The sequence below is a fragment of the Ruegeria sp. AL11 genome, from assembly GCF_056540865.1.
Genome location: NZ_JBQFXO010000009.1, coordinates 110875 through 124421, shown reverse-complemented (window position 1 = coordinate 124421; position 13547 = coordinate 110875). Strand labels below are relative to the sequence as shown.

Annotated in this window: 17 protein-coding genes; 9 read left to right on the top strand and 8 right to left on the bottom strand. The window is 59.5% G+C overall.

Annotation, left to right across the window (positions count from 1 at the left end):
• Positions 1–6 precede the first annotated feature (6 nt).
• Positions 7–708 carry an NUDIX hydrolase gene (locus ACR0IP_RS15545; protein ID WP_480526546.1) on the bottom strand — a complete coding sequence of 234 codons (702 nt, stop codon included), beginning with the start codon at positions 706–708 and terminating at the stop codon, positions 7–9.
• 17 nt (positions 709–725) lie between these two features.
• Positions 726–1121: a DUF983 domain-containing protein gene (locus tag ACR0IP_RS15540; RefSeq protein ID WP_170375165.1), complete on the bottom strand. Its 396-nt coding sequence runs from the start codon at positions 1119–1121 to the stop codon at positions 726–728.
• A 212-nt stretch (positions 1122–1333) separates the two neighbouring features.
• On the opposite strand from ACR0IP_RS15540, the gene ACR0IP_RS15535 reads away from it, so the two are divergent.
• The 4 genes from ACR0IP_RS15535 to ACR0IP_RS15520 are packed head-to-tail and all read left to right on the top strand — an operon-like array spanning position 1334 to position 3238.
• The gene (locus ACR0IP_RS15535) at positions 1334–1801 is read left to right on the top strand and encodes an EF-hand domain-containing protein (protein WP_170375167.1); all 468 of its coding nucleotides are present in this window, start codon (positions 1334–1336) and stop codon (positions 1799–1801) included.
• Between the two features lie 6 nt (positions 1802–1807).
• Complete coding sequence (locus ACR0IP_RS15530; protein WP_170375169.1) at positions 1808–2422, top strand: RNA polymerase sigma factor; 615 nt, start codon at positions 1808–1810, stop codon at positions 2420–2422.
• Positions 2415–2768 carry a hypothetical protein gene (locus ACR0IP_RS15525; protein ID WP_170375171.1) on the top strand — a complete coding sequence of 118 codons (354 nt, stop codon included), beginning with the start codon at positions 2415–2417 and terminating at the stop codon, positions 2766–2768. Before ACR0IP_RS15530 ends, ACR0IP_RS15525 begins: the two co-directional genes overlap by 8 nt.
• Entirely contained in the window at positions 2765–3238 is a 474-nt protein-coding gene (locus ACR0IP_RS15520; RefSeq protein ID WP_170375173.1) for a periplasmic heavy metal sensor, read from the top strand. Before ACR0IP_RS15525 ends, ACR0IP_RS15520 begins: the two co-directional genes overlap by 4 nt.
• A gap of 5 nt (positions 3239–3243) precedes the next feature.
• Here the strand turns inward: ACR0IP_RS15520 and ACR0IP_RS15515 are convergent, their stop codons facing one another.
• Complete coding sequence (locus ACR0IP_RS15515) at positions 3244–4641, bottom strand: diguanylate cyclase (protein WP_480526543.1); 1398 nt, start codon at positions 4639–4641, stop codon at positions 3244–3246.
• An 89-nt stretch (positions 4642–4730) separates the two neighbouring features.
• On the opposite strand from ACR0IP_RS15515, the gene ACR0IP_RS15510 reads away from it, so the two are divergent.
• The 5 genes from ACR0IP_RS15510 to ACR0IP_RS15490 all read left to right on the top strand — a co-directional run bounded on the left by ACR0IP_RS15510 (position 4731) and on the right by ACR0IP_RS15490 (position 9090).
• On the top strand, positions 4731–5015 hold the full coding sequence (locus ACR0IP_RS15510) for a DUF3572 domain-containing protein (protein WP_170375177.1): 285 nt from the start codon (positions 4731–4733) through the stop codon (positions 5013–5015).
• A gap of 17 nt (positions 5016–5032) precedes the next feature.
• On the top strand, positions 5033–5725 hold the full coding sequence (locus ACR0IP_RS15505; protein ID WP_480526540.1) for an HAD family hydrolase: 693 nt from the start codon (positions 5033–5035) through the stop codon (positions 5723–5725).
• A 122-nt stretch (positions 5726–5847) separates the two neighbouring features.
• Positions 5848–7407, top strand: a complete 1560-nt coding sequence (locus tag ACR0IP_RS15500; RefSeq protein WP_480526538.1) for a trimethylamine methyltransferase family protein — start codon at positions 5848–5850, stop codon at positions 7405–7407.
• A gap of 106 nt (positions 7408–7513) precedes the next feature.
• Positions 7514–8101 carry a heme NO-binding domain-containing protein gene (locus ACR0IP_RS15495; protein ID WP_170375181.1) on the top strand — a complete coding sequence of 196 codons (588 nt, stop codon included), beginning with the start codon at positions 7514–7516 and terminating at the stop codon, positions 8099–8101.
• Positions 8098–9090 carry a diguanylate cyclase domain-containing protein gene (locus ACR0IP_RS15490; protein ID WP_480526536.1) on the top strand — a complete coding sequence of 331 codons (993 nt, stop codon included), beginning with the start codon at positions 8098–8100 and terminating at the stop codon, positions 9088–9090. Before ACR0IP_RS15495 ends, ACR0IP_RS15490 begins: the two co-directional genes overlap by 4 nt.
• Positions 9091–9092: 2 nt before the next feature.
• Here ACR0IP_RS15490 and ACR0IP_RS15485 read toward each other — a convergent pair whose 3' ends face one another.
• Genes ACR0IP_RS15485 through ACR0IP_RS15465 form a run of 5 tightly spaced genes read right to left on the bottom strand, consistent with a single transcriptional unit; the run spans position 9093 to position 13547 of the window.
• On the bottom strand, positions 9093–9791 hold the full coding sequence (locus ACR0IP_RS15485) for a CbiX/SirB N-terminal domain-containing protein (protein WP_170375185.1): 699 nt from the start codon (positions 9789–9791) through the stop codon (positions 9093–9095).
• Between the two features lie 59 nt (positions 9792–9850).
• Complete coding sequence (locus ACR0IP_RS15480; protein WP_170375187.1) at positions 9851–10783, bottom strand: AEC family transporter; 933 nt, start codon at positions 10781–10783, stop codon at positions 9851–9853.
• A gap of 45 nt (positions 10784–10828) precedes the next feature.
• Complete coding sequence (locus ACR0IP_RS15475; RefSeq protein ID WP_170691986.1) at positions 10829–11626, bottom strand: MBL fold metallo-hydrolase; 798 nt, start codon at positions 11624–11626, stop codon at positions 10829–10831.
• Positions 11623–12429 carry a TatD family hydrolase gene (locus tag ACR0IP_RS15470; RefSeq protein ID WP_480526533.1) on the bottom strand — a complete coding sequence of 269 codons (807 nt, stop codon included), beginning with the start codon at positions 12427–12429 and terminating at the stop codon, positions 11623–11625. The genes ACR0IP_RS15475 and ACR0IP_RS15470 overlap by 4 nt, the downstream gene beginning before the upstream one ends.
• Positions 12426–13547, bottom strand: a complete 1122-nt coding sequence (locus tag ACR0IP_RS15465; protein ID WP_170660727.1) for a DNA polymerase III subunit delta' — start codon at positions 13545–13547, stop codon at positions 12426–12428. The genes ACR0IP_RS15470 and ACR0IP_RS15465 overlap by 4 nt, the downstream gene beginning before the upstream one ends.

The window sequence follows — 13547 nt, the reverse complement described above, 5'->3', positions numbered from 1 at the left end:
TTGGGGTCAGTCAACCTCGGGCATGGGGTACCCCCTGAGCCTTTGGAACAGGCTGGCCTCATCATTGTTTAGAAAAAACGGAACAGAGGTTGGCGGTGTCGGGTCGGTGACCCGGGCTGTGATCTCGGCCAGCACGACCTCGGTGATGAAGGGCAGGTCGAAGTCTCGAACCTCGTCCAGTTTGACCCATTGCAGGTGCGACAGCTCATCCGAGGCGCGGCTGAAATCGTCCAGATCGCCGTGAATCGCCTGTGCATCGACCAGAAAGAACCGCGCATCAAACCGTCTGGGCCGACCCGGAGGGGTAACGGCCCGGAACACGAACTGAAGCGCCTCGGCCGAGGGTTTGTAGCCCAAAGCTGCAAAGCTGACCCAATCCGACGGAGCATCGCAATCCCATTCACAGGGTTGGCCAAGGACCATCCCGGTTTCCTCCCACAACTCTCGAATGGCTGCGACGGCAAGCGCCTGCTGCAGGTCAGCCTCGGCCTGCTCGGCCAAGCGATCATAGCAGAGTTGGGGCAGCGGGGCGGCCAGTGGGATGCTTGCATCCTCGGGGTCGACCGCGCCGCCTGGAAACACGAATTTGTTGGGCATGAACGCCGCTTTGGCGCCGCGTTGCCCCATCAGGATCGACGGCGCGGTGAAACGGTCCCGCAATACGATGACGGTGGCGGCGTTGCGGATGGCGGTCTTGTCGACGCTCATGCTGGTGCCCGCTGCGGTCACGCGGCTTTCTCGAACCCATGCATGCGCCGTGCCCATTGATAGGCTACGACCGCCCCTTTCAGGCGAGGCAGCAGGAACAGCGACAGCGCTATGCAGCCGACGGAAAACCCGATGGCCATGGTCCACGGGTCCGGTCGCCAATGCACGTATGACACGTGAAGCGCAGGGGCAAGTAGGTGTCCTACCAGCAGAATCGTCAGATAGGCGGGGCCGTCATCTGCGCGGTGGTGAAACAGCTCTTGCCCGCAATTTGCGCAGCTGTCGTTGACCTTGAGGTAGCTGTGCAACAGCTTGCCTTCGCCACATTTCGGGCATTTGCAACGAAAGCCTTTGACCAAAGCAGGCCATGTTTCGCGCTCTTCTTCCACAGCGGGGGTGATCGTTTGATCCATGATAATGTAACTCGCGCATCTATCTTGGCGGATAATGGGCTTGTTTGCCGCAATAGAAAAGGGGGGTGCGTCGCTTTGCATCGCCCGGTCCGGGCAAGCGTTCGTGACCCGCTGATCCTTCGGTAAACTTTTTTCGACGGAAACCCGATGGTGCCGCGTTTGAATGGATATGAGCAGCGGCAATCAGGTCGCGCCAATATGGGGAAACCGATATGAAGAACTCGAAATTCATCCCGGCCATCGTTCTGTCGGCAGTGGCGATCACAGGCACATCGGCACTGGCAGCAGGCCCAAAGGATCGTGAGCCTGTTTCGTTTCAGGAGCTAGACGCCAATGCGGACGGCCAGATCACAAAAGAAGAGATGCAGGCCCATCGCGCGCAGCGCTTCACAAAGGCGGATACTGACGGCGATGGACAGTTGAGCCTTGAGGAGATGCAGGCCGCAGCCCAGCAGAAGGCCAATGATCGCGTGACCAAGATGTTCGAGAAACATGACGCCAATGGCGATGGGGTTCTCAGCACCGATGAGTTGCCCAAACCGCGCCGGGCTGACAAGATGTTTGATCGGATCGACGCGGATAGCAGCGGCGGTATCTCGGAACAGGAATTTGCCGATGCAAAAGACAAGATGGGCAAGCATCACAAAAAGCGCCAGAAATCGGACGCTGACGATAGCTGATAAAGGATGGAGGATCTGACCTCCCACCCTCAAGACGTTCGCGGTGCGGGGTGTGCCGCGGACGACCTTGGTGACGACGCGTTGCTGAGGATGTTTGCTGATGGCGACGCCGGGGCGGCGCGGATCCTGACGGACCGACTGGGCCCGCGTTGCTACTCGGTTTCTCTGCGCATGCTGGGCAATCGGGCCGAGGCCGAGGATGTGACGCAGGACGCCATGATGCGGCTGTGGCAGATGGCCCCCAAATGGGTGCCGGGCACGGCCAAAGTGTCAACCTGGCTCTATCGGGTGACGCTGAACTTGTGTCTGGACCGCAAGCGCAAAAAGACGCCCGAGCAGCTACCTGAGGAGGTTGAGCCGCCGGACAACGCGTCCAGCGTGGTTGAGAAAATGCAGGATACGGCGCGCCATGATGCTTTGCAGGTCGCGCTTATGCAATTGCCGGACCGACAGCGACAGGCCGTCGTGTTGAGGCATATTGAGGAACTGTCCAACCCCGAGATCGCCGGGGTCATGGGCCTATCGGTCGAAGCGGTCGAGAGCTTGACCGCGCGAGGAAAGCGGGCTTTGTCGGCCATATTGGCCGGACGGCGGGAAGAACTGGGGTATGACGATGGCTGATGACGACATGGAACTGGAAAACCTGTTTGCTCAGGCGCGCAAGGACCGACCCGGCCTGCCGGATGATCTTGCCGTGCGTATCCAGACAGACGCTGAGACCACTCGGCTAGGGCGATTTGCGAAAAACGCGCGCCCTGAGCGGCCTCCGTGGTCACGCCTTCTGGACAATATCGGTGGATGGCAGGGTTTTAGCGGTCTGGCTGCTGCCAGTGTCACCGGGATTTTCATCGGTTTTTTTGCGCCTGCGGTTCTACCGGAAACGGTCGGCCTGTTCGGCGCAACGGATGGCAGCGTTCTGGCGGCCGACCTTGGATTTGACACCAGTTTTCTGGAGAGTACGGAATGAACACTGATCCAAAACCGAAACGCCGTTGGATGCCGATCGTTCTGACTCTGTCTCTAGCGATCAACCTGTTGATTGTAGGGGTCGCGGTCGGCAGCATATTGCGACTGAAGAATAGCGATCATGCCAAGGCACCACCGGGTTTTGGACCCGCATTGTACCGGGCCTTGCCGAAAGAGGATCGCAAAGCCCTGAGGGGAGAGCTATCCGGCCTGCACGGCAAAGGGGCCAAGGGGCGATCTCAGGACTTTATGGCCGTGACTGAGGCATTACGGGCTGTTCCTTTTGATCCCGAAACTGTCACGCTCTTGCTGCAGCAGCAGGCGCAGGCGACTGCGGACTTGCAGGCCGCGCTGCAAGAAAAGTGGTTGGTTCTGGTCACACAGATGAGCGACACGGAACGTCAGACCTATGCGACCCGTCTGGAAGACGTCGTCGAACGCGGCCCGCGCGGTCACAAGAAAAAGCACTGAGGCGATCAGGCCGCGCTTTGCCTGATCTGCACTTGGTTGCGCCCGGCCTGTTTGGCTGCGTAGAGCGCTTTGTCTGCGGAATTGATCAACTGCTCGACAGGTTCGGCCGTGTCTTTTGACAGATAGGCCGGCGCAGACATTTTCAGGCCAACACTTATGGTTACGGAAATCGGTATACGCTGATCGGGCAGGCGGAAAGGTACTGCACAGATCGCCTCGCACAGGGTGCTGGCCATCGTCAGCGCCTTGGCGCGCGAGATGTTCGGAGCGGCGATCATGAATTCCTCTCCGCCGATGCGCGCGACGAATCCGACCTTGCCAACGACCTGTTGCATCCGTGCCGCTGCCTGGGTCAGCACGCAATCACCACTCGCGTGACCGTATTTGTCGTTGATCGCCTTGAAATGATCCAGATCGGCCAGCATCAGGGCAAAACCCCGCCCCGTCTGCGCCGATTGCTGCGCGATCTGCTGGATGGCACGCATGGCATAGCGGCGGTTCTGCAACCCGGTCAGAGGGTCGATCCACGATTCTGCGATCCCTTTCTTTAGCGAATCTCGCATCTGGTCCATCCGGCTTTTGCGGGCGATCTGGTTGTCTAGTCGCAACACGATCTCATCTGCGCAGAACCCGCCGAGACAGACGGCATCTGCCCCTCGGTCCAGCGCCTCGGACGCGCGGGTGGCATCGTTGTCACTCAGCACGCCGATCAGGACTGTATGACGTGTGGCCCCGCGCGATCTGAGGTCGGCCAGGATGTTCAGCGCGGATCGGTCTGCATCCAGCTCGACCACAAATGCATCCGGGACCGGGCCTGAGAGCAAGGCTTGAAGATCCGATTGGTGATGTGAGGTCAGGGCGTAGCGGGGCTGCCCGGAAAGCGCCTGTTGCCAAAGCGCGCCGTTGCGCGGTGTTTGCGCCAGTACCGCAACGCGGGCCCGTTTGGGGGCTGCAATGAGCGGGGTTTCCGGCTCGGCCAGGCCAAGAGACTGGGGGTCCTCGCGGAATTGCAGGTCCTGCGTGTCAGCTCGTGCGCGCAATAGGCTACGGATACGGGCGAGCAGCAGTGTATCCTTGAACGGGTGGGTCAGAACATCATCCAGGCCTTCCGCCAAAGCCCGCAATCGAGCTTGCTTGTCATTCTGGGCGGTCAGGGCCACGACGGGCACATCACCCAAGGCCGGATTTTTCGCAATCAGGCTTTTGACATCCGCCGCCGTGCCGTCAGGCAGCGTTTGCGCGGTTAGCACCAGATCAGGCCGCACACGCCGCAAGAGCGTGGCGAGACCTTCCAATTTCTCACCTTGTACCACGTGGTACCACGCCGCTGTCAGCTGAACCTTCAGCATGATGCGGTTTGTAGATACCCCATCTAAAACAAGGATCGTTCCCTGCACGGACATAGTTGCTCACCATTGATTGCATGCGTGAACAAAGTGTTTATGAGTCTGGTTAACAAACCCTTTCCAAGACAGGGGGCTGAGGCCAGTTTATGTCGATTTCCGAAGATTCCGCCCAAACTCTTGCCCTGAACGCCCTCGGGTGGTTGGTCGGGAATGAGGAGCTTTTGCCCATTTTCTTGGGCTCGACCGGTGCCGCGGCGAATGATCTGCGCGACAGGGCGGGTGAGCCCGAGTTTCTGGCCTCGGTTCTGGATTTCCTGATGCTTGACGATTCGTGGATCATGGCATTTTGTGACGCGGCGGCGGTGCCGTATGACCAACCCGCTCAGGCGCAAGCGGTGTTGTCGGGTGGTTCCGACGTTCACTGGACCTGACTCTGCAGGAGCTTTTCATGCCAATAGATGCAATCGTGTTCGACAAGGACGGCACGCTGTTTGACTTCGCCAACACCTGGGGCACATTCGGACGGACCATGTTGTTGCGCTTGGCCGAGAACGACTCGGACCGTGCGGCGGAGCTGGGTCGGATCATCGGTTTCGACCTTGAGACCGAGACCTATTCTCCTGATAGCGTCGTGATTGCGGGAACCGTTGAGGAAATCGCAGAAGCCCTGTTGCCGCATGTCGATGGCATGCCGCGTGACGCCTTGATCGAGTTGATGAATGCCGAGGCCGCAGCCGCGCCGCAAGCTCAGGCGGTGTCTTTAGGGCCGTTCCTGGACGCGTTGAAACAGGCCGGCCTCAAGCTGGGGGTCGCCACAAATGACAGCGAACACCCGGCGCTTCAGCATTTGGAGTCGGTGGGCGTCAAAGACCATTTCGACTTTATTGCCGGTTATGACAGTGGTCATGGGTTCAAACCCGGCCCAGGCCAATTGCTGGCATTCGCCGCGCATATCGGCGTACAGCCGGATCGCATCGCTATGGTTGGCGACAGCCTGCACGACTTGCAGGCCGGGCGGGCGGCAGGGATGACTACGATCGGAGTCCTCACCGGTCTCGCCAAAGCCGACGTTCTGGCGCCGATGGCGGATGTTGTCTTGCCCGACATAGGTCATATCCCGGCTTGGTTGGCGGACAACTAGATATGCAGAATCCGTTTCCGGCGGTTCAAAGCTTGTAAACGACAAAATCTGTCGCAGATGGAACGGCCTATTCCCGCTTTCCCGGGCTTGCTTGAGAGCAGGCAACTGGCAGGGAGTCGAACATGGCCGGAACCAAATCGCGCAGACGTCGTAGCGGAGGGCGCGCTGGCGCTGCCGAGCGCAGGGGAAGCGCGGCTATTGATCAGATGCCGTGGAACCCTCCGGTCAATATCGATGCACCGATCGAGCCTCTGGATCAGGACGGCATTGAGGCAATCCATGACGGCGCCATGCGAATTCTCGAAGAGATCGGGGTCGAGTTCTATAACGAAGAAGCCATCGGCATCCTGCGTGAGGCGGGCTGTACGATAGACGGTGACAATGTGCGGATGGGCCGTGATTTCGTGATGGAGATGGTGGCAAAAGCCCCCAGCCGCTTCACGATCACGCCGCGCAATCCCGACCGGACGATCGAGATTGGTGGGCGAAACATCCTGTTTGGCAACGTCTCCTCCCCTCCGAATTACTGGGATATGGAAATCGCAACCAAGGTGCCCGGCAACCGCGAGATGTGCCGCAACCTGTTGAAGCTGACTCAGTACTTCAACTGCATCCATTTTGCCGGTGGCTACCCGGTTGAGCCAGTCGATATTCACGCCAGCATCCGCCATCTGGATGTGCTCTATGACAAGCTGACCCTGACGGATAAGGCGATGCACGCCTATTCACTGGGTAAAGAGCGGGTCGAGGATGTGATGGAGATGGTCCGCATCGCGGGCGGGTTGAGCCATGAAGAGTTCGAGGCCACGCCGCGGATGTATACCAACATCAACTCGACCTCGCCGCTGAAGCACGACCACCCGATGATTGACGGCTGCCTGCGTCTGGCGCGGCGCGGGCAAGCTATCGTTGTCACGCCATTTACCTTGGCCGGAGCGATGGCCCCTGTCACCATCGCGGGCGCGGTGGCGCAGTCTCTGGCAGAGGCGCTCTGTGCTATCGCTCTGTTCCAATATGTGCGTCCGGGGATCCCCTGCGTGATTGGAACCTTTACCTCGAACGTGGATATGAAATCCGGGGCCCCGGCTTTTGGGACGCCAGAGTATATGCGGGCCACTCAGATGACGGGCCAGATGGCGCGCTTCTATGGTCTGCCGATGCGATCGTCAGGCGTCTGTGCGGCGAATGTGCCGGATGGGCAATCGGTGTGGGAGACGTCAAACTCGCTCTGGGCGTCGGTGCAGTCGGGGACCAACATGGTCTATCACGCGGCGGGATGGCTTGAGGGCGGGTTGATCGCAAGTCCTGAAAAGTTCATCATGGATTGCGAAATCCTTCAGCAAATTCAGAGGTATATGAATCCTGATCTCACCGCGACCGGCCCGGATGAGATCGCCCTGGACGCGATCCGTGCGGTCGGGAATGACGGGCATTTCTTTGGCATTCAGCACACTCAGGACCGCTACACGACCGCCTTCTATCAACCGTTTCTGAGCGACTGGAAGAATTACGAAGGCTGGGAGATCGCAGGAGGTATTTGGACCGCGGAACGCGCGCATCACATGTTCAAAGAGATCATCGGAAGCTTTGAGGCCCCGGCTCTGGACGAGGGTATTCGCGAGGAGTTGGCCGAGTTCGTCACCCGCCGTAAAGCCGAAGGCGGGGCACCGACGGATTTTTGATATCGCTATGATACTAAGAGGTCTTTCCGCTGATCAGCAGCGGTTCTTGGCTATTTGTTAAGGATTGTCAGGCCACAGTACGGGTGCAACCAATCTGAGGCATCTGATGCATGGTCTGATTAATCGGGCGATACAGTCGTTTGTATGCGCAACCTACGGGCGGCCGTGTTGGCAGCGCGTAACAGATTCGGCCGGATTAGGGTTTTCCGAGTTTGAGGCCATGTTGACCTACGATGACGCGATCACGGCCCCTCTGCTGGATGCGCTCAGCACGGTGCTCGCCCGACCGCGACTCGAGATTCTGGAAGACGTAGGAACCTATCTGGTTTCGCATCCCAATACCGAAGGACTGCGCCGCCTTTTGCGGTTTGGCGGTGTGACCTATGTAGAATTCCTCCATTCCCTTGATGATCTGGCGGATCGGGTGCGGCTGGCTGTGTCCGACCTGTCTCTTCCGGCCCTCGAATTGCAAGAGCTTTCGCAGACCGAATTTCAGCTCATCTGTGGGCCCGGGCTGCCCGGCTATGCTAGCGCAATGGTTGGTGTTTTGCGTGCGATGGCAGATGATTACGGTGCTTTGGTGATGCTTTCGCATGAAGGTCAGCAGGGCGAGGCTGAGGTGATCTCGATCCTGCTTGTCGAAAGCGCATTTGCGGAGGGGCGGCAATTCGATCTGGGGGCGCGGGGCGCATGACGCGGATGGATGATTTGGCAGAACTGCTGAAAACCCTGTGCCCAATGTTTCTGCTGGTCGACCAGGAGGGTCACATCCTGCGTGTCGGTCCGACATTGCAGAAGTTGCGCCCGGATTGCGTCATGGAGGGGCAGTGTGTTCTGGATATTTTTGAGATGGTTCGCCCTCGCACGGTGACAACTTTACCGGCGCTTATGGCTATGGCCGGGGCGAACCTGAATCTGCGATTTCATGATGAGCCGCGCACGGCCCTCAAGGGGCTGGTTGCACCGCTTCCAGGCGGGGAGGGGGCGGTTGTCAACCTGTCCTTCGGTATCTCGATCCTCGACGCGGTACGCGACTACGCCCTGACAAGCGCTGATTTTTCCGGCACTGATCTGGCGATCGAACTTCTCTATCTGGTTGAGGCGAAATCGGCCGCGATGGATGCGTCGCGGTCGCTGAATCTCAGGCTACAGGGCGCAATGCTCGCAGCAGAGGAGCAGGCCTATACCGATACCCTGACCGGGGTAAAAAACCGGCGCGCGATGGACAGCCTTCTAGGACAGATGATCGCGTCAAACACGCCGTTTGCGGTGATGCATATTGATCTGGACTACTTCAAATCCGTGAATGACCGTCTCGGACATGCTGCCGGGGATTTCGTTTTGCAGCAGGCCGCCCGGATCATGATCGAAGAAACCCGAGACGACGACACAGTGGCACGAATAGGTGGGGATGAGTTCGTTATCATCTTCCAAGGCCTGTCCAACACCGACCGGCTTTCTGCGATTGCAGACCGGTTGATCGAAAGGCTGAACCAACCGATGAGTTTTCAGGACAAGGATTGCCGTATCTCCGCAAGTGTCGGCACGGCCTTGTCTACGCATTTTGACAATCCGAGGTCCGAAGATGTTTTGCAGGCCTCGGACCTCGCGCTGTATCAAGCCAAGCGAGAGGGGAGATCGTGCCACCGGCTCTATTCCACGCTCCTCAAGGCGCAGTCCTGAGATCAGGCCGTGGAAAACGCCGCTTGCAGAGTGTCCGCGATTTGGCGCTGTATCGGGGGCAATTCGCCGATCACTGGCAGGACAGTGCCGCGGAAATGCGCCTTTTCCAGCTCTTCTGGGACATCTTCCAGCACGTGTCCTCCGCGACAGGCGAAGAAGGGCAGACAAAGCGACTGCTCAGACGCCCCGTTGGCAGCATCGGAAATTGACGGAGGTTCCTCGACAAATCCGACGCGGATCGAGCGGAATGTCATTCTCTGCAACAGTTGCTCGGCAAAATCTTTTGCAACGGCCGAAGGGTTTCTACTACGGCCTGAGCCGTGCGCGGCGATGATAAGGTCGGAAGCAGCCGCGCTCCATTTTTTTTCTTTCAAGGCCGATTTCAGCGCGTCGCTGACAAGATCGGGAAGCATGGGATCGGTGCCTAACGGATCAAGAATACGCAAGTTGCGATCCCCGATGCGTTTGGGTAAGGCGCTGGTCACAAACCAGCCCTTGGCCATGAACAAAGGGTAAATCACAGTGTCGTCGGGCAGGCTGTCCATCACCTCTTCTAGCACGCCGGGATTTGCCAGCGTGGCAGAATGGACCGACACATCGGCCGCGTGCGCGTTCACCTCAGCGGCGAACTTGGCCAGAGAGGCCTCAGCTGGCTCCGGGTCTGAGGGCTGACCATGGGCAACGATGATGGCGTGCGGCATTCCGGGCTCCTGTTCCTGAGCGGTAAGTGTGTCGCCGGTTCTCTGTGTCAAGGCGGGTGTTAGCCCAAAAGTGTCAGCCAAAGCCAGACGGTCAGGATCGAGGTGGCGGTTCCGATCAGCACTGACGAGGCCGCGACCCGCTTGGCGCGCCCGTACATGTTGGCGAAAATATAGGCGTTGAAACCGGGCGCCATCGCTGCGTTCAACACTCCGGAGCGGAACAGGTCTTGCGGCAGTCCAGTGGATGTTCCGAACAGCCACACAAGACTCGGATGCAACATCAGAGAAATTCCGCAGACATAGGCAATCGTGCGCAGATCCCCTTCGGGTTTGTATTTCACGAGCACGCCGCCCAGTGCGAACAACGCGCCGGGCAGGGCGGCACGAGTCACGAGTTCCAGCGCTTCATCCACCACTTGTGGAATGACCAGTCCGGACAGATTAACGACAAAACCCAGCGCGATGCCAAGGATCAGGGCGTTCTTGAACATCGCAGACAGAACTGAGCGCACCATCTTTGTGCCGCCATGGCCGCGATTGCGCACGATCTCCATCACCGTGATCCCAACGCCGTAGCAGAAGGGCGAGTGGAAGGCGATGATCGCGTAGTTGCCCGTCAGGCTTTCGGGGCCATAGGCGCGTTCGGTAATGGGCAGGCCCAGAAGGACAGAGTTCGAGAACAGGCAGCAAAAGCCGATGGCGACGCAGTCCTCCCAATCACGACCAAAGATCAGCCGTGCCCCGAACAACCCTGCTGTAAAGCATAGCGCGGCTGCGGAATAGAAACTGACCAGAAGCCGAGGGTCGAAACTGGCGCTGAGATCTAGATGAGCGATGGCCAGAAACAAAAGGCAGGGAATGGCAAAGCCCTGCGTGAAGCGCATCAACCCGTCGACATGCACCTCTTTGAAATAGCCCGAACGGGTCGCCGCATAGCCAGCGCCAATCACCAGAAAGACCGGTAGGATAACGTCAATCAGGCTTTGAAGCATATCGCCCCCGGTTCTGGCGATATGTGCGTCACAAAAGGCAGGGCCTTACAGCGCTTGCTCGATCACCATCCCGTCATAGGCAGGGGTGATGTGATCGGCGGTTTCGGCCTCGACCGTCGCATAGTCCAGGTCGATATGCATATTGGTCAGGACGGCGCGTTTGGGCTGCAGTTTCTCAATCCACCCCAGGGTTTTTTCCAGATGCGCATGGGTAGGATGCGGCGCGCGGCGCAGGGCGTCGATGACCAGACAATCCAGCCCTTCCATCTCGGTCCATGCATCGTCATAGATTTCGGCGACGTCTGGCAGATAGGCGAGATTGCCCATCCGAAACCCCAGCGAGTCGATTGAACCATGGTTCACGCGGAACGGGCGCAGGGGGATCGGACCTCCGGGACCGTCGATCTCGAAAGGGCCGTCAATAGATTTCAGCTCCAGAATCGGTGGGTACGGAGAGCCCTCGGGCTGGATGAACGCATATCCGAACCGTCCGAGCAGGGCATTCTGGGTGTCGCCATCCGCCCAGACCGGCACACGGGTCTTCATGTTGAAGACGATCATTCTCAGATCATCAAGGCCGTGCACATGATCGGCGTGAGAATGAGTATACACCACCCCGTCGAGCCGCCCGGTTCCGGTATCCAGAAGCTGGCTGCGCATATCCGGCGAGGTGTCGATCAGGACCGAGGTCGTGCCTTCTGGCCCGTCTCTTTCGACCAGCATCGAGCAGCGACGGCGGATATTTCTTGGATTATCGGGATCGCAATCGCCCCAATGGCCACCAAGGCGCGGCACGCCGCCCGAGGACCCGCAGCCTAGAATGGTGCAGCGCAGCTGTGTCATGCGGCAGCCTTATACTGTGCCGCTTTTGAGAACAGGCGGTCAAAGTTTACCTGTGTCTGTGCGGCGAAATCTGCGTAGTCCATGCCGAATACCTCGGCCCCTTTGCGGGCAGTGTGAGCGGAATAGGCTGGCTCATTGCGTTTACCGCGGTATGGGGGCGGTGCAAGATAGGGGGCGTCGGTTTCGACCAGAATGCGATCTGCCGGAGCGGTCGCGAAGATATCGCGCAGCTCCTGACTTTTGGGGAATGCAGCGATCCCGGACATCGACAGATAGAACCCAAGGTCCAAGGCAGCCTTTGCCAGCTCGGCCGATGATGAGAAACAGTGCATCACGCAGGAATAGGGCGCGTTGCGGTATTCCTCAGTCAGAATGCGCGCCATATCGTCATCGGCTGCGCGGGCGTGAATAATCAGAGGTAGGCCGGTGCGTTGGGCCGCCTCGATATGAATGCGCAGGGATTGCTTTTGCACCTCGGCACTGTCGGCAGTGTAGTGATAGTCCAGCCCGGTCTCACCGATGCCCACGAACTTGGGGTGCTGCGCCAGTGCGACCAGTTCATCGACCGTCGCCATTGGCTCGTCCGCCGCGCTCATCGGGTGGGTACCGGCGGCATAGAACACCGGCGCATGAGCCTCGGCGATGGCGCGAACGTTGGGTTCATTGCGCAGGCGGGTGCAAATGGTGACCATGCGGGTCACACCGGCCTCGGCTGCATTGGCGATGATCTGGTCCAACTGCCCTTCGAAATCGGGGAAGTCCAGATGGCAATGGCTATCGGTGATCTGGGGGGTGTTGCTCATCTGCTCTGACCGGAGGTTTCTTGTATCTTGAACATCGTATCTAGGACCAACGCGGCAGGGTCAAGGTTCACCGCCTGACCATGACGTGCCCGGGCGGTGATCGTTGCCGCCACCTCGGCCCAGTTGCGGGCCTGATGGGGTGAGGCCGAAAGCCGGGTCAGAGTTTCCGCCTCGTTGGGGGCGGCTTCCGGTAAGGGGGCTGCGCCTGTCGCGCCGGTCATTGCCAGACGAGATAGTGCCACGTCGATCAGGGTCAGCAACAGCTCGAAACGTTCGGCTGCGCCGCGCTGGGCGGCGGCTTCGGCCAGCTTGAGAGCACGCTGACGGTCCATTCGGGGCAAGGTGCCCAGAATGGCGATCAACTCGGCATAGATTTCAAGCCCGCCCAGATTGATGAGACGGACCGCATCGCCCACCGACCCAGCGGCCAGAGCGGCAAGGTGATCGGTTTGGCTGGGAACCTCCGCCCCGGTCTGCGCCAAAGCGGCCTGCATATCCTCAGGGCCCAACGGTGAGAGACGCAAGGTGCGGCAACGGGACCGGATGGTCGGCAACAGGCGCGAGGGTTGGTGCGAGATCAGCAGCAACGTGGTGCGCGCCGGTGGCTCCTCCAGCATTTTCAGAAGGGCATTCGCAGCACTGACATTCATCTCATCAGCCGCGTCCACAATGACCACACGCCGCCCGCCATCTGCCGAGGATAGGCCGAAGAACTTGCCCAGCTTGCGGATGTCATCCACCACGATCTCATTCCGGAGACGCCCCTGATCGTTCAACGACCGGGTGATCGCCGCCAGCCCCGGTTCAGCGCCAGCAGTTATGCGATGCGACACCGGGTGGTCCGGGTCGATCTCTAGAGTCTCCGGGGGCGGAGGCGCGCCAAACAGCCCTCGGTCATCCAACGGAGGGGTGGCGAGCAGAAACTGCGCGATCCGCCATGCCAGCGTGGCTTTGCCGACGCCGCGCGGGCCAGTCAGAAGCCAACCATGGTGAAGCCGGTCCGAGTTGTAGGCGCTCAGAAACGCTTGCTCGGCCGTGTCCTGCCCGAACAGCTGCGCGGTCTCACGCGGATGCGGCGCTCCGGGCGCTTGATCTGGGGTTGGGGTGTCGTCGCTCAT

Excerpts from the sequence above, each read along its gene's own strand:
- ACR0IP_RS15540 (WP_170375165.1), bottom strand. The coding sequence starts at position 1,121 with ATGGATCAAACGATCACCCCCGCTGTGGAAGAAGAGCGCGAAACATGG.
- ACR0IP_RS15535 (WP_170375167.1), top strand. The coding sequence starts at position 1,334 with ATGAAGAACTCGAAATTCATCCCGGCCATCGTTCTGTCGGCAGTGGCG.
- ACR0IP_RS15545 (WP_480526546.1), bottom strand. The coding sequence starts at position 708 with ATGAGCGTCGACAAGACCGCCATCCGCAACGCCGCCACCGTCATCGTA.
- ACR0IP_RS15515 (WP_480526543.1), bottom strand. The coding sequence starts at position 4,641 with ATGTCCGTGCAGGGAACGATCCTTGTTTTAGATGGGGTATCTACAAAC.
- ACR0IP_RS15495 (WP_170375181.1), top strand. The coding sequence starts at position 7,514 with ATGCATGGTCTGATTAATCGGGCGATACAGTCGTTTGTATGCGCAACC.
- ACR0IP_RS15500 (WP_480526538.1), top strand. The coding sequence starts at position 5,848 with ATGGCCGGAACCAAATCGCGCAGACGTCGTAGCGGAGGGCGCGCTGGC.
- ACR0IP_RS15510 (WP_170375177.1), top strand. The coding sequence starts at position 4,731 with ATGTCGATTTCCGAAGATTCCGCCCAAACTCTTGCCCTGAACGCCCTC.
- ACR0IP_RS15530 (WP_170375169.1), top strand. The coding sequence starts at position 1,808 with ATGGAGGATCTGACCTCCCACCCTCAAGACGTTCGCGGTGCGGGGTGT.
- ACR0IP_RS15470 (WP_480526533.1), bottom strand. The coding sequence starts at position 12,429 with ATGAGCAACACCCCCCAGATCACCGATAGCCATTGCCATCTGGACTTC.
- ACR0IP_RS15465 (WP_170660727.1), bottom strand. The coding sequence starts at position 13,547 with ATGAGCGACGACACCCCAACCCCAGATCAAGCGCCCGGAGCGCCGCAT.
- ACR0IP_RS15485 (WP_170375185.1), bottom strand. The coding sequence starts at position 9,791 with ATGCCGCACGCCATCATCGTTGCCCATGGTCAGCCCTCAGACCCGGAG.
- ACR0IP_RS15475 (WP_170691986.1), bottom strand. The coding sequence starts at position 11,626 with ATGACACAGCTGCGCTGCACCATTCTAGGCTGCGGGTCCTCGGGCGGC.
- ACR0IP_RS15505 (WP_480526540.1), top strand. The coding sequence starts at position 5,033 with ATGCCAATAGATGCAATCGTGTTCGACAAGGACGGCACGCTGTTTGAC.
- ACR0IP_RS15525 (WP_170375171.1), top strand. The coding sequence starts at position 2,415 with ATGGCTGATGACGACATGGAACTGGAAAACCTGTTTGCTCAGGCGCGC.
- ACR0IP_RS15490 (WP_480526536.1), top strand. The coding sequence starts at position 8,098 with ATGACGCGGATGGATGATTTGGCAGAACTGCTGAAAACCCTGTGCCCA.
- ACR0IP_RS15520 (WP_170375173.1), top strand. The coding sequence starts at position 2,765 with ATGAACACTGATCCAAAACCGAAACGCCGTTGGATGCCGATCGTTCTG.
- ACR0IP_RS15480 (WP_170375187.1), bottom strand. The coding sequence starts at position 10,783 with ATGCTTCAAAGCCTGATTGACGTTATCCTACCGGTCTTTCTGGTGATT.